Origin of the sequence: Mesorhizobium sp. B2-4-2, from assembly GCF_006442845.1 — a bacterium.
Classification (GTDB): Bacteria; Pseudomonadota; Alphaproteobacteria; order Rhizobiales; family Rhizobiaceae; genus Mesorhizobium.
In genome coordinates, this window is record NZ_VFVM01000007.1 from 283,560 (window position 1) to 302,741 (window position 19,182).

Here is a 19,182-nt window from a genome sequence, read left to right on the forward strand (position 1 = left end):
CCTGCGATCCTGCGTGCCGCCTTCTTAGCATGCGGCCAAGGTTTTTCGCGACGCCAAATGACGCAATCGCCATTCACATCGACGAAGCCGGGATAAGCGAACTATTTCAATGGCTTGATCGGAATTTCTTCGGCGCCGGCGCTACCGGGTCTCAGAAGGCGCTGACATAGAGGCCGCCGTCCACCGGTATGTTCTGGCCGGTCAGGTAGCCGGCATGGACCGAGCACAGGAAGGCACAGATCTGGCCGAATTCTTCCGGCGTGCCGAGCCGCTTGGCCGGCACGTCGGCACTGATGCGCGCCTTGCGGGCGGCTGCCGCGGCCGGGTCTTCAACGCTGCCGGCCTCGTGCGGACCGCGCAGTCGGTCGGTATCGAGCTTGCCGGGCAGCAGGCTGTTGATGGTCACGTTGCGGTCGACCACCGTGCGCGCCACGCCGGCAAGAAAGGAGGTCAGGCCGGCGCGCGCGCCGGACGACAGATCAAGGCCGGGGATGGGGACATAGACCGATAGCGAAGTGATGTTGACGATGCGGCCAAAACCGCGCACGGCCATGCCGTCGATCACCGCCTGCACCAGCTCGATCGGCGTCACCATGTTCTGGGTCACGCCTTCGAGCATCTTGGCACGATCGAGCTCGCGGAAATCGCGCAGCGGCGGGCCGCCATTGTTGTTGACGAGGATGTCGGGTTGGGGACAGGCGGCGAGAAGCGCCTTCTGCACCTCGGGCTTCGATACGTCGCCGACGACTTCCGTGACGGTCACGCCGTAACGCTCGCGCAGCTCCGCAGCGGTTTTGGCCACCAGCTCGGCGTTGCGCCCGTTGACGACAATGTCACAGCCGGCCTCGGCCAGAGCCATGGCGCAGCCTTTTCCGAGCCCTTTGCTCGAAGCGCAGACGATGGCCTTCTTTCCGCGGATACCGAGATCCATGACGATTTCTCCTGTGATTCGCCGGCAGGCTAGCTCTTGGGCTGGACCAATCGCAACCGTCATACGGTTGTTGCATGAATCGGGGCATAGGCTCGCGAAAGCAACGGTGAATTCGCGATGTCCGGCCAAGAGCCCCGCACGTTCCGCAGCATGTTCATCTCCGACGTCCATCTCGGGTCGAAGGCGGCAAAGGCCGATTTCCTGATCGATTTCCTTAGACATCACGATGCCGACATCATTTATCTCGTCGGCGATATCGTCGATGGCTGGCGCCTGAGGCGCAGTTGGCACTGGCCGCAGAGCCACAATGACGTCGTGCAGAAATTGCTGCGCAAGGCGCGAAAGGGCGCCACCATCACCTACATCGCCGGCAACCACGACGAATTCGCCCGCCAGTTCCAGGGCGTGCATTTCGGCGGCATCGTCGTCGCCGACCGCGCCATTCACGAAACCGCCGACGGCAGGCGGCTGCTCGTCATCCATGGCGACCAGTTCGACACGGTCGTGCACAATCAGCGCTGGCTCGCCTATCTCGGCGACCATGCCTACGACGCCGCCATGCAGGTCAACCGTGTGATCACGCGGCTGCGCCAGCTGCTCGGCCTGCCTTACTGGTCGTTTTCGTCCTGGGCCAAGGTCAAGGTCAAGAAGGCCGTTAACTTCATCGGCTCGTTCCAGACGGTACTCAGCGACGAGGCGCGGCGCTCGCATGTCGACGGCGTCATATGCGGCCATATCCATCATGCCGCGATCGAAAGCTATGGCGACGTTCAGTACATCAACACCGGCGACTGGGTGGAAAGCTGCACGGCGGTGGTCGAACATTTCGACGGCCGGATGGAAATCCTGACCTGGGCGCATGTCTTGCCCGAGGCGCCGGACGAACCATTCATCCCGATGCTGATCGAGGACCGGGTGGTGCAGGCCGCCTGACTGCGGGTGCCAGGCACAGATTCCGGTGTTAATCGATTAGGCCAATCGGTTTCGTCCGGTTTTTCCTCATGTTAAGGGTCAATCCACACTGCTCGCCGTTCGTGGACGGCAGCGTTATTGGATCGATTCATGCCGCTGCCGCCGCTTTCACCCGAACAGCTCGTCAAGCCTCGCCATTTCGAACTGCGCATGAGCCTGATCTTCGCGACATTGTTCGTGTCGCAGGGCACGCATCTGCCCTACTTCCCGCTGTGGCTGCAGGCGAAAGGTTTTCACGCCGAGCAGATCGCCGTCATCCTGGCGGCTCCGATGTTCCTGCGCGTCGTGACGACGCCGCTGCTCACCGCGCTCGCGGACCGGGCGAGGGACCGCGCCGACGTCTATATCGCGCTCGTCGCGGCATCGATGATCATTTCCGCCGGCTATTTTCTGCCGGCCTCCTACGCCGTCGTGCTTGCGGTGTCGCTGGCGCTGACGATCGTATGGACACCGCATTCGCCGATGGCCGATTCGCTCGCGCTTTCGGGCGTGCGCCGCTTCGGCTCCAACTACACCAGCATGCGCAAGTGGGGTTCGATCTCGTATCTCTGCGCCAACGTGGCCGGTGGTTTCATCCTGACCGCGGCAGGGGCGCAAGCCGTCCCGGCGATCATTTTCGCGGCACTGGGTGCCGCGCTCTTTGCCGCGCTGCTTGCGCCGCGTCTTGGCCGGCCGCGCCTTGCCTCACCGCTTTCGGCCGCGGAGATCCAGCACTCGGCACCAAGTCTCTTCAATGCCTATTTCGTCTATTTCACCCTGGGTGTCGGCATCCTCACCGCCAGCCACGCCTTCCTTTACGGCTTCGTGTCGATCTACTGGAAGTCGATCGGCATCGGCGACACCGTCGTCGGGCTTCTGTGGGCGTGGGGCGTGGTGGCCGAAGTCTGCATGTTCGTGTTTTTCAACCGCATATTCGCCTCCGTGTCGGTCGTCAGGGTGATGGTGATTGCCGGCATCGGCGCGGTCGTGCGCTGGATCGCCTTTCCGCTGATCTGGCCGCTTGGCCTCGGCGTCGCCGGGTTTTTCGGCGTCCAGACCCTGCATTCGGTGTCGGTGGCCATGGTGCTGATCGGCCTGCAGAAAATGATCGGCGAAACGGTCTCGGAAGAGCGCACCGGTGCCGCACAGGGCGTCGCCTATTTCTTCAACGGCTTCTTCATGGCCGCCGTGACGCTCGCCTCCGGCCCGCTCTACGACCGTTTCGGGGTCGACGGCTTCCTGGCCATGATCCCGATCGCGATCATCGGCCTGGTGCTGGTCGGACTCGCGGCGCGCTCAGCCCCAAAGCGCCGGATCGGGCGGTGAAACCAAGGATCCCTCATAGGCGAGGCCGGGCACACGATCCCGCGCAAGCAGCAGCGGTCCGTCGAGGTCGACGAAATCGGCGTCCTGGGCGAGCAGCACCGCCGGCGCCATCGCCAGCGACGTGCCGACCATGCAGCCGACCATGACGCCGAAACCCAGTTCGCGGGCGCGGTCGCGCAGCACGAGCGCCGCCGTCAGCCCGCCCGACTTGTCGAGCTTGATGTTGACGGCATCGTAGAGACCGGCGAGCGCGGCCAGATCCCTCGCCTCATGCACGCTCTCGTCCGCGCAGATCGGCACCGGATGCGCGATGTGGCGCAGGATGCCGTCATGGCCCGCCGGCAGCGGCTGTTCGATAAGCGCGATGCCTTGCTCGGCGGCAAAGGCGAGGTTCGCGGCGATGGTGTCGTCGTTCCAGCCCTCGTTGGCGTCGAGGATGATGCGGCTGTCGGGCGCGGCCTGCCGGACGGCGCGGATGCGCGCAATGTCGTTGTCGCCGCCGATCTTGACTTTGAGCAGCGGGCGCGCCGCGTTGGCACGGGCCTGCGCCGCCATCGCCCCGGGTTCGCCCAGCGACAGCGTGTAGGCCGTCTCGAGCTGATGCAAAGGAGCCGGCCAGACCGCGTCAGCCACCGCCTTGCCGCTGATCTTGGCTTCCAGGTCCCACAAGGCGCAATCGATAGCGTTGCGCGCCGCGCCTGCCGGCATGGCGCCGAGCAGGGCTGTCCGGTCCATGCCAGCAGAGATTTGCCCGCGCATGGCCTCTATCGCGGCGCGAACCCCATCCATAGTCTCGCCATAGCGTTTGTACGGCACGCATTCGCCACGGCCCGTGTAATCGCCTTCGCTGATCGTGCAGGTGATCACTTCGGCTTCGGTCTTCGAACCACGCGAAATGGTGAAGGTGCCGGCGATTGGAAAACGCTCGGCCTCGACCGAAATGACACGCGCCATAATTTTCTGCTCCGGCTGTGCGAGAAGGGTCGTCGGCAAATCGACAAGGCCGGACCCGTCAGGCTAAACAGGACGCCATGTTGACCATCGGCAAGCGCGACGCAAGCGGCAAGACCGCCTCGGAGGCTGACCACGAACCGCGCGTGTCTGTCGGTGAGGAAGCAGGCGTTCTCGGGTGCGCCTTCTCGGGAATCTGGACGACGCGCACCGTGGCCGCGATCGACGCAGAGATGCGCAAAATCGAGAAACGGAGCGGTTTCAAGACTTTGGCGCTCGATCTTTCGCACATCGAGAAGATCGACACCGCCGGCGCGTGGCTGATCGACCGCCTGGTCAGCGCTTTCGAGAAGAAGGGCGTCGAGGTCAGGCTGCAGGGCCAAAGCGACGTTGCCTCGATCCTGCTCGGCGCGGTCGGCGACGCGGTGCGGCGCGAGCCCGAATCGGGGCCGGTCGGGCCGCCCAACATCGTCATTCGCGCGCTGGAGGCGGTTGGCCGCCGCGTCTACGAAATGCGCGACGATTTTCTCGCCTCGATGAACATACTGGGCGCCACGATCCGTGGCGCGCAGATGAAGCTCGGCCGCGGCCATGCCGTCAATCCGGCGGCGATCTTCAACCAGATCGACCGCATGGGCGTCGGAGCCATTCCGGTGGTGGTGCTGATGTCGGCGATCGTCGGCGCCATCGTTGCCCAGCAGGGCGCCTACCAGCTCAGCTATTTCGGCGCCGACATCTTCGTCGTCGACCTCGTCGGCGTGCTGATCCTGCGCGAACTCGGCGTGCTGATGACGGCAATCATGATCGCCGGCCGCTCGGGCAGCGCCATCACCGCCGAAATTGGCTCGATGAAGATGCGCGAGGAAGTGGATGCGCTGAAGGTCATCGGGCTCAACCCCATCGGCGTGCTGGTCTTTCCGCGCCTGGTTGCGCTGGTGATCGCCCTGCCTTGCCTGACCATCATCGCCAATTTTGCCGCACTCGGTGGCGGTATCCTCGCGGCTTGGCTCTATTCCGACATCGCACCCGCCGCCTTCATCGACCGGCTGCGCGTCGCCATCGACCTCAGCACCATTTTCGCCGGCCTGATCAAGGCGCCGTTCATGGCTATGATCATCGGCACCATCGCCTCGGTCGAGGGCATGAAGGTCGGCGGCAGCGCCGAATCGCTTGGTCAGCACGTGACCGCCTCGGTGGTGAAATCGATCTTCGTCGTCATCATCCTCGACGGGCTTTTCGCCATGTTCTATGCAGCGATCGAGTTCTGAAATGGCGATGGGAAACGGCATCGAGACCAGGGCCAAGGAGGGCGCGGATGACAGCGAGATCGTGCTTTCGGCGCATGACATCACCGTTTCCTTCGGCGACAATCTGATCCTCGACAAACTGTCGCTCGATATCTGGCGCGGCGAGATCCTCGGTTTCGTCGGCGCTTCGGGCGCCGGCAAATCAGTTCTGCTGCGCACCATCCTTGGTTTGACGCGCAAGCAGTCCGGCACGATCAAGCTGTTCGGCGTGGATATCGAAAAGGCCGACGATGCCGAACGGCTGCGCATCGACATGCGCCTTGGGGTGCTGTTCCAGCACGGCGCGCTGTTCTCGGCGCTGACGGTGCTGGAAAACGTCCAGGTGCCGATGCGCGAATATCTCGACCTGCCGCGCAAGCTGATGGACGAACTGGCGATGCTCAAGGTCGAACTGGTCGGGCTGCCGCCGGACGCGGCGCAGAAATTCCCGTCCGAGCTGTCGGGCGGCATGATCAAGCGCGCGGCACTCGCTCGCGCGCTGGCGCTCGATCCCGACATCGTCTTCCTCGACGAGCCGACCTCGGGCCTCGATCCGATCAGCGCGGCGGAATTCGACGAGCTGGTGGTCAAGCTGCGCGATACGATGGACCTGACCGTCTACATGGTGACCCACGATCTCGACACGCTTTTCACCGCCTGCGACCGCGTCGCCGTGCTCGGCAAGAAGAAAGTGCTGGTCGAAGGCACCATAGACGACATGCTGAAGAGTGAAGAACCGTGGGTAAAATCGTATTTCCGCGGAAAACGAGCCCGGCAACTTGATCTTGCCGCGCGCGCATAGCCATAAGTGAAGCAATGGAAACCAGAGCCAACTACGTTATTGTCGGCATCTTCACGCTGGTGGCGATCCTGGCGGCGTTCGGCTTCGTCTATTGGACGGCGGCGATCGGCGACAAAGGCGAGACCACATTGTTGCGCGTGCGCATCCCTGGCTCGGCTTCCGGACTTGGCCGCGGCAGCTTCGTGCTGTTCAACGGCGTCAAGGTCGGCGACGTCAGGCGCGTCTATATCGATGTCGACAATCCGACGGTCGCCATCGCCGACACCGAGATCGATCGCATGACGCCGATCACCAAATCGACGCAGGCCGATATCGGCCTGGCGGGCCTGACCGGACAGGCCAATATCGAACTCAAGGGCGCCGACCCCAAGGAAGTAAAACTTCTCGACCAGGCCGAGAAGGAAGGCAAGGTCGCCGAGATCGTGGCCAACCCGTCGGCGGTGACCAATCTTTTGCAGACGGCGCAGAACATCTTCACGCGCGCCGACACGGTACTGACGCAGCTGGAGGGGTTCACCAAGGATGTGCGCGGGCCGCTGACGCAGACCGTGCAGAATGTGCAGACGTTCTCCGACGCGCTGGCCAGGAATTCCGACGGCGTCGACAAGTTCCTGTCCGCGGTCAGCGCGCTGTCCGATGAGCTGAAGGGCGTCTCGGGCAAGCTCGACGGCACGCTGAAGGCGGCCGAAGGGCTGCTCAATGCGGTCGACAAGGACAAGATCAAGAGCATCGTCGCCAACGTCGATACGGTGACCGGCAACCTCAAGGAAACGTCCAAACAGCTCGATGGCGTGATCAGGAATGTCGATACGGCCGTGGGATCGGTCAATGATTTCGCCAAGCAGACGCAAGGTACGCTGGCCAAGGTCGACAGCGTGCTCGACGGCATCGATCCGGCGCAAGTGCGCACGGCTCTGGCCAACATCCAGAAGGCAAGCGAAAGCGCCGACAAGGCGGCCTCGGACATCGCCAAGGTGACCGGCAAATTCGCGAACAGGGCGGACGACATCGACGAGACGATCAAGGATGCGAGGCAGCTCGCGCAGCGGCTCAACGACGCCTCGGTGCGCGTCGACGGCATCCTGGCCAAGGTCGACAAGCTGCTCGGTTCGGGGCAGGCGGACGGCGTGATGGCGGACGCCAGGGACACGCTGAGGTCGTTCAAGCAGGTTGCCGATACGCTGAATTCGCGGCTTGGCGTCATCACAGACAATATAGCCCGGTTTTCCGGCCAGGGCCTTTCGAATGTCGAGGCGCTGGTTCAGGACAGCCGCCGTTCGATCAGCCGCATCGAGGAGGCGGTTACCGACCTCAGCCGCAATCCGCAGCGCATCCTGTCGGGCGGCGAGGGCGAGGTTCGGCAGTATGATGGCAGGGCGCGGCGTTGACTTCGGTCTCGGCTCGCCCCAGAAACAGTGTCTGCATCCGCGGGTTGTTTTTACAATCCAGGGATAGTGAGGCCGGGGACAGCAGGGATCGCGCGTGAAGTCGACGATTGTGTTCAGATCGGGCGTGGCCTTGCTTGCCTTGACCCTTGCCGGTTGTGCCGCGCTGCCGGGCGGCGGGCCTGCGCCGCTTGACACGTTCGAACTGTCGGCGCCGTCGGTCGAGGCGCATGGCCACAGCCGTCGCCAGATCCTGATCGCCCAGCCGTCCGCGCTCAAGGCGCTGGACAGCCAGAACATCGTCATAAAGCCGTCCCCACGCTCGATCCAGTACCTCAAGGGCGCGCAATGGGCGGACCGGCTGCCGCTGATCGTGCAGGCACGCCTGGCCGAGACGTTCCAGCGCTCGGGCAGCTTCGCCGGCGTGGGCAAGCCGGGCGAGGGGCTGGCGATCGACTACCAGGTCATCGTCGAGATCCGTTCGTTCGAAGTCCGTGTCGACGGCGGCGATCATGCCGAGGTCGACCTGTTCGTGCGCATCCTCAACGACCGCAACGGCGAGGTGCGTGCGTCCAAGAGCTTTACGGCGACCGCGCCCGTCTCGGGCAGCGGCAACCAAGGCTATGTCGGCGCGCTCGATGCTGCCTTCGGCGACGCGGCCAAACAGATCGTGCGCTGGACCGATTCGGCGATCTAAGCGGCGAGCCCGGGCGGGCGCCAGCCACCAGGCTACAAGCGGTCGAAGGCGTCCGGCCGCAGCTTTCCAGTCTTCATCAGGTGCTGCAGGGTGTAGGTTACGGACAGCGCGTCATCGAGCGCATCGTGTCCCTGCAATGGCGGGTGTTGAACGCCATAATAGTCGGCAAGCTTGTTGCTCGGCGTCCTTGCCAGGTCCTCGATCGGCATCCCGGCCGAGATCAGCAGCTTTACGGCATTGTCAAAGCGGGCCGCCGGGATGGAAGCGGGGATGCCTGCGATATAGCAGCTGATGGCTATCATGTTCAGTTCGTCCTTGCCCCAGGACCAAAATCGCGCCCCATTGGAGAAACGATCGACGTCAACAAGGGCTTCTCCTAGCGCGACCCCCTCGATCTCCAGCTTTTCTTCTGTGATGCCAGTCAGTTCGGTGAAGAAAGGGTCGAGCGCGTATCTCCTGCCAAACCGGTCGATCGGTCTGACATAGGCCTTGTGCGTGCCCAGGACGGGAAAGTCGTCTTCGAGCCCAAGCCTGACCGCGCCGATCTGCGCGATGACCGGATCCGGATCGTGAGCCGCGCACCAGAATCGACGTTGCGAGCCCTCAAGACAAAGAAACTCGCAGTCGAGTATGATCGCCGTCTTCACAAGTCAGAGATCCAGTTCCGGATGCGACGTCCACCCTTCCAAGCCAAAAGGCGGGAGACAAGTCCCCCGCCTTTTTTCATTGGCTGTCTGCCGCTGCCTAGTGCAGGCGGCCGCTGGCGTGGGCCAGCATGGTGTAGACCTTGCCTGTATCCGAGGTCAGGTAGGTCTGCGCCATGATGTTGTCGCGGTCGTTGCGCGACACGTCCTTCAGCAGCTTCTCGAAATCATCGCAATAGCGGTCGACGGCGGCGCGGAACTCTGCCTCCGTCTGGTACTTGCGACGGATCTCGTCGAACGTCTGCTGCCCCTTCAGCGTATAGAGCCGCCGCGTGAACACGTCACGCTCGCCGCGCCGGTACCGGTTCCACAGTTCGATCGACGCATCGTGATCGATGGCCCGTGCGATGTCGACGGACAGCGAGTTCAGTGATTCCACGACATGAAGCGGCGAGCGCTGGGCAGGGGCGGCGCGCGGCGCGTCGGCGGGTGTTGCCGGCTTGGCTTCGTCCTCGCGTGACGCCCCGCTCAGGAGATCGCGCACCCAGCCGCCCTGTTGCGCGCGGGCGCCGGCGTCGGGACGCTGGCGCGGCGCCGTGTCGGCGGGGCGCTCCAGGTCAAGCGTGCCGCGTAGCGCCGTGCCGCCCGACGGCGCCTGCGGCGCGCGAAGTTCCGGCTGTGGCGCGGGAGCGCGGCGCGGCGGCTCTGCCGCGCGGGACGCTGCCGGGGCTTGCGGCGCCGGGCGCAGATTGCGCGATTCCAAGGGCTCTCCACCACTGCGGCCGGACTTCGCAACGATGTCCGAAAGCTCCTTCAGGGCGTTGATCTGCTCGGAAACCGCGCGGCGGATGGCCGATGTCGATTCCTTGGCCTCTTCCGGCATCTCGATGACGCCTTTCTTGAGCTCGGCGCGGGTGAGGTCGAGCTCGCTCTTGATGGCGCCGGCGGTGCGGCGCATCTCCTCGGTCGCGTCGGAGAAGCGCTTGGTTGCCGAATCGACGACGTCGGTGATGGCGTTGCGGATCTTGTCGGCCGATTCCAGCGTCCTGCCTTCCGCATTTTGCAGCGTCTGGCCGACCAGATTCTCGAACGAGCGCATGACCCTTTCGAGATCCTCCGACTTCTTGACCAGGCCGACAGCGAGATCCTCGAGTGAAGACTGCCTTTCTAGCGTGTGTTCGAGGTTGCTCTGGGCCGAGCTCAGGAGGTCCGAAGCACCGGCGAGCAGGCGGCTGTGTTCATCGAACTTGGTGGCGATCGACGCGACCTCGCGCAAGGTCGACGACGACAGTTCCGTCAGCCTTGTCGTGTTCGAATCGACCAGCCTTGCCGAGCTGGCGAAGGTCTGCGCCGCTTTCTCGGTGGTTGCCGCGAAGCTTTGCGTGCTGCCGGTCAGGCGTTCGTCGACCTGGCCAAGATTGGCCGCGGCCTGTTCGATCAGCTGACCGAGCTGCGCGCTCGACGTGGTCATTCGGCCGATCAGGTCGGCGACACTGTCGGATAGCGACGAGCGGGCACCTTCGACCGCCGAAAGGGTCTCAGCGGTGCGGCTGGCGAGCGCGTTGACGAGGGCTGCGTTTTCGCTGCGCAGCTTCTCGGCGGCACGTTCGGTGACCTCTTCCATGCTCTTTTGCAGTTCCGAGCCGCCCTGGGCGAAACGCTCGACCAGCGGCCGCGCGGTCTCGTCGAGGATCTTCGACATCTCCGCCGACCGTGCCGCGAGCATGGTGTTGAGCTCGCGGGTGTTGGCGCCGATCGTCTTGGCGGCGTCGTTGGTGCTCTGGCCGATATGCTGGCCGACCGCGGTGAAAGTCTCCGCGATGACATTGGCGCGCGACACGAGTTGCGCTTCGGCGCTCGACACCTGCTCGTTGAGCTTCTGGCCCATCGTCTCGGCGGTATGGGCGAGCCGGTTCTCGACGCTGGCGATCTGCTCTTCGACGCGGGCGGCAGCCGTTGCCGCGGTCGATGCGAGCCGCTCGTCGGCGCCGGCGAGCGCCTGCTCGATTTCACGGGCATGCGCGGCCAGCTCCTGGCCGGTCTGGCGCGCACGGTCGGCGACCCTCTGCTCTGTGCTGGTGAAGGCGCCAACGATGCTCTCAGCATGTTCGCCGATGGTCGAGGTGCTGGCGGCGATGCGGGAAACCAGTCGGTTGTCCGCATCATCGAAGATGCGGGCGATTTCGGAGGCGCGGCCTGACAGCGCTTCCGAACCTTCGGCGATGCGCGAGACCAGGTGCTGGTCGGCGGCGTCGAAGATGCGGCCGAGATCCGCTGCACGCGCGGCAAGAGCTTCGGCCGATTCGCCGATGCGCATGCCGAGCCGCTGATCGGCGCCTTCGAAATTGCGCAGGATATCGCCGGCGCGGGCGGCCAGCGACTGTGCCGTTTCGACGGCCCGGGCAACCAGCTTCTGGTCGGCCGCGTCGAAGGTGCCGGCAATCTCGCTCACCCGAGCCGCCAACTGGTCGGCGGTCTCCTGGGCGCGGGCGGCCAGCTTCTGGTCGGCCGCGTCGAACGTGCCGGCGATTTCGCTTGCACGGGCGGCAAGCTGATCGGCGGTTTCATGGGCTCGCGCCAGCAAGGAACTGGACGCATCGTCCGCGCGGGCAAGCAAGGCGCTCGACGTGTCTTCCGCACGGGCGTGGAGACGGCGATCCGCCTCCTCGAAGGTGCGGGCGATGTCTTCGGCTCGAGCCAGCAGGGCGGCCGAGGTCTGCTCGGCGCGCTCGGCGATCTTGCGATCCGCATCGGAGAAGGCCTGGCCCGCCTGCTCATGCAGGACGCTGGTGACTTCCAGGACCTTCTCGCGCAAGGCGCCGGCCACGAAGACGGCGCTCTTCTCGAGCACGTTGCGCACATTGTCGACGCCTGTCGACAGCGCACGCTCCATGGTGCCCGCACGCTCCTCGATGATGCCGGTCTGGCGACTGAACGCCTGCTCGATCTTGTCCACGTCGGCGGCGATCGCAGCGGAGATGTCGGTGCTCCTCGCCGCGATCTGGTCGATGTGACCCGACAGCGAACGATCGATGTCCTTGCGGGTCTCGGCGAGCCTGCCGAGATCGTCTTCCAGCGCGCGGCTCAGCACGTCGCGGCCTTCGGCCAGCTTGCCGACATGTCCGGCGATGATGCCGTCGAGATCGCCACGGCTCTCCGACAGCCTCTGCAGATCGGCCTCCAGCGCGCGCTTGAGGATGTCGCGGCCTTCGGCCAGCTTTTCGACCTGGCCGGCGACAAGGCCATCGATGCTCGAGCGGCTTTCGGCCAGCTTGGCGAGATCGTCCTCGAGGGCCTTCGACAGCACCGAACGCTCCTGGACAAGCCTCTCGGAGTGGCTGTTGACCAGTCCGTTGACGTTTTCGAGATCGTCTTCGAGTGCCTTCGACAGCGCCGAACGGTCCTGGACAAGCCTTTCCGAGTGGCTGTTAACGAGACTGTTGACGTTTTCGAGGTCGGCTTCGAGCGCCCGGGCGAATTGTCCCCGATCTTCGACCAGTTTCTGGGACTGGTCGGCGACGGTGTTCTTGATCGTATTGAGATCGGCTTCCAGCGCACGGCGCAGGATGTCGCGGCCTTCCGCCAGCTTCTCGACCTGGCCGGCCACCAGCCCGTCGATGCTCGAGCGGCTCTCGGCCAGCTTGGCGAGGTCCTCCTCAAGCGCTTTCGACAAGGTCGAACGGTCCTGGACCAGCTTGTTCATGTGGTCGGCAATGACGCTGTTCACGTTCTGCAAGTCCGCCTCGAGAACCCGCGACAGCTGCCCGCGGTCCTCGGCCAGCCTCTCGGACTGGCTCGATATGACGCCCTTGATCGCGTTGAGGTCGGATTCCAGCGCCCGCCTGAGAATATCGCGGCCTTCGGCCAGTTTCTCGACCTGACCGGCGACCAGGCCGTCGATGCTCGAGCGGCTCTCGGCGAGCTTGGCAAGGTCGGCTTCAAGGGTCTGCGACAGCAGGCTGCGATCCTCGGCCAGGCGGCCCGAATGGTCCTCGATCAGCCCGCGTATGCTGGACAGATCGTCCTCCAGCGAACGGCCGAGCTGCGAGCGGTCTTCCGCCAGTTTCGCCGAATGCGCCTCGATGAGGTCCTTGATGCCGGCGATGTCGTTCTCCAGCGCCCTGGCGAGTACCGCGCGGCCCTCGGCGATCTTCTCGACCTGACCGGCGACAAGGCCATCAATATCGGCGCGCGTGTCCACGAGCTTGCCGAGGTCGGTTTCGAGCGCGCGCGAGAGAATGTTGCGGCCCTCGGCCAGCTTGCCAACATGTCCAGCAACCATTTCGTCAATGATTGTACGGGCTTGCACCAGCTTTCCGGAGTCTTCGTTGAGAGCCTGGGAGAGCCGGTTGCGGCCTTCTTCCAGCCTTTCGAGGTGGCTGCCGAGCGAAGCGTCGATGGCAGCGCGCGATTCGTTGACCTTGCGCAGATCTTCTTCGAGAGCGCGCGCGATCAGGCTGCGGCCTTCGGCCAGCTTCTGCACCTGGTCGGTTACCGCAGCATCGATGCCGGCACGGCTCTCGGCGAACTTGGCCAGATCGGCCTGCATCGCGGCCGCCATGCGCTCGCGGCTCTCGGAAAGGCTGCGGCTGTGATTTTCGACCGCTTCCTCTATGCCCACGCGGGCATCGGCAAGCCGCTGGATATCGGCATCGAACGAGCGCGAGACGACGTGGCGCGCCGCTTCCATGCGCCCGGCGAAATCGCTGGCGCGCGCTTCGAGCATGGACGAGGTCGACGTGACGATATCGGCCATGTCGGCGCCGATCTGGGTCTTGCCCTGGTCGATCATCGCCGTCAGCGTGTCCTTGCTCTCGGCGAAGGTGTGGGCGATTTCGCGCGCGCGTTCGACCAGCGTTTCGTTGATCTGCCGGGCGCGGGCTTCGAGTGCTGCGTTGAGCTTCTGCGTGCCGGTATCGAGGGCCTCGGCGCGGGTCTGGAACTCGCTGATCAGCGCCTGGCCGCGCTCGGCGAGCGTGCGCTCGATGCCGTTGAGGCTGGCCTCGAATTCCGAATTGAGTGTGCGCGCGGCGCCACCAAGCAGCGACACCATGCCGTTGGTGCGATCGTCGAGCAGGTCGGTCAACGACCGGGTCAGGCCGTCTGTCGTGTCCGTCAGCTTGGCGATGCGCGTGTCGAGCAGGCTGGCGAAAGCCTCGCCGGAAGTCGAAAGCTTGTCGGTTATGGTGTCGAGCCGTCCTTCCACCGAATCGAAGATCGACAGCGAACTTTCGTTGATGCGGTCGATAAGCGTGTCGCCGGAATTGGTGATGGTCATCGACAGTTTGGTCGATGCATTGAGAATGCTGTCGCGGATGAGGTCGCTGGCAGCGCCGATTTCGTCCTTGAGGGTGTCGTGCGCGCCGGCGATCGAAGCGCGAACCCGCTCCGCATGGCTGACGACCGCCTCGCGCTCGCTGCCGAGCCCGTCGACGAGCGAGCGGATGCGGGTTTCGTTTTCCGAATAGGAGCGCTCGATCTGGTTGACCTCGCTGTGGACCAGCGTTTCCAGTTCGACGGCGCGGGCCAGCGTGCGTTCGATGCCTTCGCCCATGGCGGCCACCTCGCGGCGGACGGCTTGGCCGATCATCATGACGCGATCCTGGGCCATGTTTTCCGGCTCGGTGAGGCGGAAGGCCACTTCCGTCATCGACTGGGCGGCGATGCGCATGTCCTGCGCGCGGCGAATCATGGCGGCGAAGGCCCAGAACAGGATGACCGGCACGATGGCCGCGACAGCAAGGCCGATCAGTTCGGGACGGGCGAAGAACTGGTCGAGCGTGCGGATCCTCCAGATGCTCGGCCCGAAGAGGAGGTTGGCCAATCCGCCCGCGCCGGCGATCCAGGCCAGCGAAACGAAGGCGATAACCCAGTAGATCGTGTTCGAGGCGCGCCGGTTGAGGCTGTGCAGAAGCGTCTTGTAATCCTTCTGACGATCGTCATTGGCCGGCGAGAAGCCGGCGGGCTGACCGCCATTGCGTGTTTCGACGGGGCGCAGTTCGGCGGGTCTGGTCTTTGGCGCGGGATTCGCGGCCTGGGCTTGGTTGACGACGGGTGCCTGCGTCTGATTGCGTCCCTCGCGCGCCAATTCGTCGGCGGCCTGGGATATCTGCGCTTCCAGATCTTCCATCGAGGCCGCTATATCGAGGTCGCCGCTGCCGGTGTCGCCGCTGAGGTCGAGATCGAGTGCCTTCTCGAGTTCCCTGGCCACATCGTTGTCCAGAGATCTGGTCGTCGTTGTTTTCTTCGCCATGCCTTCGCTACCCTGTACTAGCTGCCGCGGACTTATGATTTTGGTTGTCGCACCCACGCGCAGGAGGCTGAAAATGGACCCCTCGTATCGTAATGACACAGGGGGGTAAAGAAAACATGCATTCCGCGGGATACGTAAAACTTTAAATATAAGGTTAACGGAAGCGTGATTCCGGCGCCGCTTTCGCAACATTTTTTCCGGCCATCCATTAACCCGTTGTCCATTGGATTCGCCTAGTTTTTCAGGCGGCCGAAGAAGCGGAGTTCGAGTTCATGCGTGGCGAAAGCGGCATTGCCTTCTCAATGCCCGGGGGCGATGTATCGGGAACGAGGCGGTCCCGACCGGTCGATTTGGCACACCTTGCGCGGCAGACGATGGGCGACCGCGGCCTCGAACAGGAGGTGCTGGCGCTCTTTGTACAACAGGCGCTGTCGGTGCGCGACAGGATAGTCGATGCGGACATCAAAGACCGGCTGCTCCTGGCGCACGGCCTGAAGGGTTCGGCGCGTGGTGTCGGGGCCTTTGCCATTGCCGATTGCGCCACCGAGATAGAACGGCAGCCGGAAGACAGCCAGACGCTTACGCGGCTCGGCAAACTGATCGACGAAGTGCGCGATTTCATCGCCGCCATCAACCGCTAGACCCGTTTGCGGAAAAACGTCACCGAGCGGCGCTTTCTCGCCGCAGTTGACTTGTGTGCCCGAGTGATTATCTCGGCGGAAACTCCCTCAGGTGACAAATGACCAAACTGACCTTCATTGCCCATGACGGCACACATTTCGACGTGGATGCCGAGAACGGCTCGACGGTCATGGAAAACGCCATCCGCAATGCCGTGCCGGGTATCGAAGCGGAGTGCGGCGGCGCCTGCGCCTGTGCAACCTGCCACGTCTATGTCGACGAGGCCTGGACGGCGGAAGTCGGCGAGCCGGAAGCAATGGAAGAGGACATGCTGGACTTTGCCTACGACGTCCAGCCGAATTCGCGGCTATCGTGCCAGATCAAGGTGCGCGACGCGCTCGACGGACTGGTGGTGCGGGTGCCCGAGCGCCAAGGCTAAAAGCCGATTTTTGCCCGAGGCAATGAATCCGGGCAGGGGGGTCCTTGGGGGCCGGCTGTTGACGTCGCCTTGAATGGAAAACCCGCCTGTGCGGCGGGCCTCCGGCGCAACTCAACACCATAACCAAATATCTACCATAGTTGCGGGCACCCCCTCAAGAAAAAATTCCTATCTTGGGAGATGCCGGCCATAAAAAATTGCCGGCGCAGCCGGACTGGCGGTCGTCCAGCCTTTCTTAATTCAGTTCGCAGCTCTGATTTTTGCCGCCACCGCTTGGCAGCAAGCCGATGGTCATGCAGTCTCACGCCAATCCAGCAGCGAGGCGCATCATGACCGGCATCACCAGGACAGACGTACTCATTGTCGGGGCAGGGCCGGTCGGGCTGTTCGCCGTGTTTGAGCTCGGCCTGTTCGACATGAAGTGCCACCTGATCGACATTCTCGACCGGCCCGGCGGCCAATGCGCGGAACTCTATCCGGAGAAGCCGATCTATGACATTCCCGGCTGGCCTTCGATCTCGGCGCAAGGCCTGGTCGACAAGCTGCTCGAGCAGATCGCGCCGTTCAAGCCTGATTTCACCTACAATCGCATGGTCTCCAGTCTCGAGAGACTGGAGGACGGCGGCTTTCGCGTCACCACCGACGAGAATGAGGTGTTCGAGGCCAAGGTGGTGGTGATCGCCGCCGGCGGCGGCTCCTTCCAGCCAAAACGCCCGCCCATCCCGGGCATCGAACCCTATGAGGGCAAGAGCGTCTTCTATTCGGTGCGCCGGATGGAAGACTTTCGCGGCCACGACCTCGTTATCGTTGGCGGCGGCGATTCGGCGCTGGACTGGACGCTCAATTTGCAGCCGGTGGCAAAAAGCGTGACCCTGGTCCACCGGCGCCCGGAGTTCCGCGCCGCCCCCGACAGCGTCAACAAGATGTACGCCATGCAGGAGATGAAGCAGCTGGATTTCCAGGTCGGGCAAGTGACCGGCTTGACCGGCGCCGCCGGCCAACTGTCGTCCGCCCTGATCAAGGGGCCGGAGGGCGACATCGAAATTCCTTGCACGCGGATGCTGCCCTTCTTCGGCCTGACCATGAAGCTCGGACCGATTGCGGAATGGGGGATCAACCTTCACGAGAACCTGATTCCGGTCGACACCGAGAAGTTCCAGACGTCGGTCCCGGGCATCTTCGCGGTCGGCGACATCAATTGGTATCCCGGCAAGCTGAAGCTCATCCTGTCGGGCTTTCACGAGGTCGCGCTGATGGCCCAGGCCGCCAAGCGCATCGTCAGCCCGGGCGAACGCATCGTCTTCCAATACACGACCTCCTCCTCCAGCCTGCAGAAGAAGCTCGGTGTGGCGGAGGCCTCCTGACGCGTATCGCTTCAGTCCGCCAGCACGGGGGCCTCGGGATGGCCGCGCAGCGGTTTTTCGGGCATCAGGCTGAGCGTCAGCAGCGCCATGATCAACATCACCACGGCGGCGACGAAGATCAGCCCGAAGGCGGCAGCTTCGGCACCGGCGCCGGTCGCCTGCGCGCCTTCGCCCGCCAGCGGCAGCCCGTTGCCCAGGGCGACCGCACCGAGGATAGCAACGCCGAGCGCGCTGCCCAGCGAGCGCAGGAACGTCAGCACGCCGGTGGCGACGCCAAGGTGCCTGGGGTCGACGGCGTTCTGGACAGACACCGTGGCCACCGGAAAGGTGGTTCCGCTGCCGAGCCCGACGCACGTCGTCAGGATCTCGACAACCAGCAGCGAGGCGTGCCCCGCCACCAGGCTGAGGACGCCGAGGCATAGAACGGCGAAGGCCAATCCGAAGATGGCGATCCGCTTGTAATGGACGAAACGCGGAATGGTGCGCCCGCTGAATGTCGCGCCGGCCACCGTGCCAAGCATCAGCCCCAGGAGGGCGGTGCCGGATTCGCTTGCCGACAGGCCGATGACCGACTGGAGATAGACCGGCAAGTAGACAGACAGGCCGATATTGGCCGCCTGCAGAAGGAACATGGAGAGCGTGCCGGCAAGGACGATCGGGTTGCTCAGTACCTCGAGCGAAATCAGCGGCTCGGTTGCGCGCAGCAGCCGCAGCGCAAAGGCGCCCCACAGGACCAGGGAACTGGCGATCAGCCCGAGGATCTCCGTCGATAGCCAGGGGTATTCGCTGCCACCCCAGTTCAGCGCCAGAAGCAGCAGGGCCGTGGCGGCGACGAGAAGCAGCGCGCCGAGCCCGTCGATGCGATGCCGTCTTGCCGCGACCGGCAGCTTGCGCAGCGGCTTGTTGATGATGGCCATGGCCAGGATGCCGAGCGGAATGTTGATCCAGAAGATCAGCGACCAATGGAGATGTTCGGCGAACGTGCCGCCGAGCAAGGGCCCGGCGATGCTGGCGACTGCCCAGGTGCCCGAGATCCAGGCCGCATAGCGTGCCCGCTCGCGTGGCGGCACGAGGTCGCCGATGACGGTCTGCGCCAGGGCGAAAAGCCCGCCGCCGCCGGCGCCCTGGATCGCGCGGCCGATCACCAGCACGAACATGTTGGGCGCCATCGCACTGACCAGCGAGCCGGCGAGGAAGATGAGGATCGCGCCATAGACGGTCGGCCGGCGGCCGTAGACGTCGGAGATCTTGCCGTAGAGCGGCGCCATGGCGGTTGCGGTCAGGAGATATCCGGTCACTATCCAGGGCAGGTACTCGGCGTGGCCGAGCGCTCGCGCGATGGTCGGCATGGCCGGTGCCACAATGGTCTGGTCAAGTGCTGCCAGCAGCATCGACAGGAGAACGCCGCCGATAATGGCGTTCTTTCGCTTTCCGTCAGCGGCGCGCTCGCGGCCGCCACGGCCTGCTTGTCGACAGCCTGGTCCATAGTCTTTCGTCCATATGCTTGCGCGCCGTACGGTGCGTCGGCCGGG

General features: G+C 64.2%; 13 protein-coding genes and 1 pseudogene. 9 read left to right on the plus strand and 5 right to left on the minus strand.

From position 1 onward, the window contains the following. Window positions 1-151: 151 nt before the first annotated feature. Window positions 152-931: an SDR family oxidoreductase gene (locus FJ942_RS18125; RefSeq protein ID WP_140664268.1), complete on the minus strand. Its 780-nt coding sequence runs from the start codon at window positions 929-931 to the stop codon at window positions 152-154. Between the two features lie 117 nt (window positions 932-1,048). Here FJ942_RS18125 and FJ942_RS18130 point away from each other — a divergent pair, with 117 nt between their 5' ends. Together FJ942_RS18130 and FJ942_RS18135 are read left to right on the plus strand one after the other, a co-directional pair. Then, a complete protein-coding gene (locus tag FJ942_RS18130; protein ID WP_140498929.1) occupies window positions 1,049-1,864 on the plus strand; it encodes a UDP-2,3-diacylglucosamine diphosphatase in 816 nt (271 codons plus the stop codon). Window positions 1,865-1,993: 129 nt separating this feature from the next. Further along, on the plus strand, window positions 1,994-3,208 hold the full coding sequence (locus tag FJ942_RS18135) for an MFS transporter (protein WP_140498927.1): 1,215 nt from the start codon (window positions 1,994-1,996) through the stop codon (window positions 3,206-3,208). Here the strand turns inward: FJ942_RS18135 and dgcA are convergent. Beyond that, window positions 3,179-4,162: an N-acetyl-D-Glu racemase DgcA gene (dgcA, locus tag FJ942_RS18140; protein WP_140898464.1), complete on the minus strand. Its 984-nt coding sequence runs from the start codon at window positions 4,160-4,162 to the stop codon at window positions 3,179-3,181. The two genes, FJ942_RS18135 and dgcA, sit on opposite strands and share 30 nt — an antisense overlap. A gap of 77 nt (window positions 4,163-4,239) precedes the next feature. Between dgcA and FJ942_RS18145 the strand changes: the two genes are divergently transcribed. From FJ942_RS18145 to FJ942_RS18160, 4 genes are all read left to right on the plus strand, one after another. Then, window positions 4,240-5,427, plus strand: a complete 1,188-nt coding sequence (locus FJ942_RS18145; protein ID WP_140633128.1) for an ABC transporter permease — start codon at window positions 4,240-4,242, stop codon at window positions 5,425-5,427. Window position 5,428: 1 nt separating this feature from the next. After that, a complete protein-coding gene (locus FJ942_RS18150; RefSeq protein WP_140515278.1) occupies window positions 5,429-6,247 on the plus strand; it encodes an ABC transporter ATP-binding protein in 819 nt (272 codons plus the stop codon). A 14-nt stretch (window positions 6,248-6,261) separates the two neighbouring features. Further along, on the plus strand, window positions 6,262-7,635 hold the full coding sequence (locus tag FJ942_RS18155) for an MlaD family protein (RefSeq protein ID WP_140515279.1): 1,374 nt from the start codon (window positions 6,262-6,264) through the stop codon (window positions 7,633-7,635). A gap of 94 nt (window positions 7,636-7,729) precedes the next feature. Further along, the gene (locus tag FJ942_RS18160; RefSeq protein ID WP_224518948.1) at window positions 7,730-8,329 is read left to right on the plus strand and encodes an ABC-type transport auxiliary lipoprotein family protein; all 600 of its coding nucleotides are present in this window, start codon (window positions 7,730-7,732) and stop codon (window positions 8,327-8,329) included. A gap of 32 nt (window positions 8,330-8,361) precedes the next feature. Here FJ942_RS18160 and FJ942_RS18165 read toward each other — a convergent pair whose 3' ends face one another. Continuing rightward, complete coding sequence (locus FJ942_RS18165) at window positions 8,362-8,976, minus strand: 3'-5' exonuclease (RefSeq protein WP_140898466.1); 615 nt, start codon at window positions 8,974-8,976, stop codon at window positions 8,362-8,364. A gap of 97 nt (window positions 8,977-9,073) precedes the next feature. Further along, entirely contained in the window at window positions 9,074-15,226 is a 6,153-nt protein-coding gene (locus FJ942_RS18170; RefSeq protein ID WP_140898468.1) for a kinesin, read from the minus strand. Between the two features lie 272 nt (window positions 15,227-15,498). On the opposite strand from FJ942_RS18170, the gene FJ942_RS18175 reads away from it, so the two are divergent. The 3 genes from FJ942_RS18175 to FJ942_RS18185 all read left to right on the plus strand — a co-directional run bounded on the left by FJ942_RS18175 (window position 15,499) and on the right by FJ942_RS18185 (window position 17,650). Beyond that, a complete protein-coding gene (locus FJ942_RS18175; protein ID WP_140525377.1) occupies window positions 15,499-15,867 on the plus strand; it encodes an Hpt domain-containing protein in 369 nt (122 codons plus the stop codon). A 98-nt stretch (window positions 15,868-15,965) separates the two neighbouring features. Then, window positions 15,966-16,286 (plus strand): 2Fe-2S iron-sulfur cluster-binding protein, encoded by a 321-nt coding sequence (locus FJ942_RS18180; RefSeq protein WP_137931040.1) that lies wholly within the window; start codon window positions 15,966-15,968, stop codon window positions 16,284-16,286. A 329-nt stretch (window positions 16,287-16,615) separates the two neighbouring features. After that, complete coding sequence (locus FJ942_RS18185; protein WP_140898470.1) at window positions 16,616-17,650, plus strand: NAD(P)/FAD-dependent oxidoreductase; 1,035 nt, start codon at window positions 16,616-16,618, stop codon at window positions 17,648-17,650. 11 nt (window positions 17,651-17,661) lie between these two features. On the opposite strand, the pseudogene FJ942_RS18190 reads toward FJ942_RS18185, so the two are convergent. Further along, window positions 17,662-19,136: pseudogene (locus FJ942_RS18190) on the minus strand (MDR family MFS transporter). Between the last annotated feature and the right edge of the window lie 46 nt (window positions 19,137-19,182).

What these genes read in the sequence shown, in the direction of transcription:
- FJ942_RS18130 (WP_140498929.1), top strand. Translation starts at nt 1,049, where the DNA reads ATGTCCGGCCAAGAGCCCCGCACGTTCCGCAGCATGTTCATCTCCGAC.
- FJ942_RS18135 (WP_140498927.1), top strand. Translation starts at nt 1,994, where the DNA reads ATGCCGCTGCCGCCGCTTTCACCCGAACAGCTCGTCAAGCCTCGCCAT.
- FJ942_RS18150 (WP_140515278.1), top strand. Translation starts at nt 5,429, where the DNA reads ATGGCGATGGGAAACGGCATCGAGACCAGGGCCAAGGAGGGCGCGGAT.
- FJ942_RS18170 (WP_140898468.1), bottom strand. Translation starts at nt 15,226, where the DNA reads ATGGCGAAGAAAACAACGACGACCAGATCTCTGGACAACGATGTGGCC.
- dgcA (WP_140898464.1), bottom strand. Translation starts at nt 4,162, where the DNA reads ATGGCGCGTGTCATTTCGGTCGAGGCCGAGCGTTTTCCAATCGCCGGC.
- FJ942_RS18125 (WP_140664268.1), bottom strand. Translation starts at nt 931, where the DNA reads ATGGATCTCGGTATCCGCGGAAAGAAGGCCATCGTCTGCGCTTCGAGC.
- FJ942_RS18145 (WP_140633128.1), top strand. Translation starts at nt 4,240, where the DNA reads ATGTTGACCATCGGCAAGCGCGACGCAAGCGGCAAGACCGCCTCGGAG.
- FJ942_RS18175 (WP_140525377.1), top strand. Translation starts at nt 15,499, where the DNA reads ATGCGTGGCGAAAGCGGCATTGCCTTCTCAATGCCCGGGGGCGATGTA.
- FJ942_RS18180 (WP_137931040.1), top strand. Translation starts at nt 15,966, where the DNA reads ATGACCAAACTGACCTTCATTGCCCATGACGGCACACATTTCGACGTG.
- FJ942_RS18185 (WP_140898470.1), top strand. Translation starts at nt 16,616, where the DNA reads ATGACCGGCATCACCAGGACAGACGTACTCATTGTCGGGGCAGGGCCG.
- FJ942_RS18155 (WP_140515279.1), top strand. Translation starts at nt 6,262, where the DNA reads ATGGAAACCAGAGCCAACTACGTTATTGTCGGCATCTTCACGCTGGTG.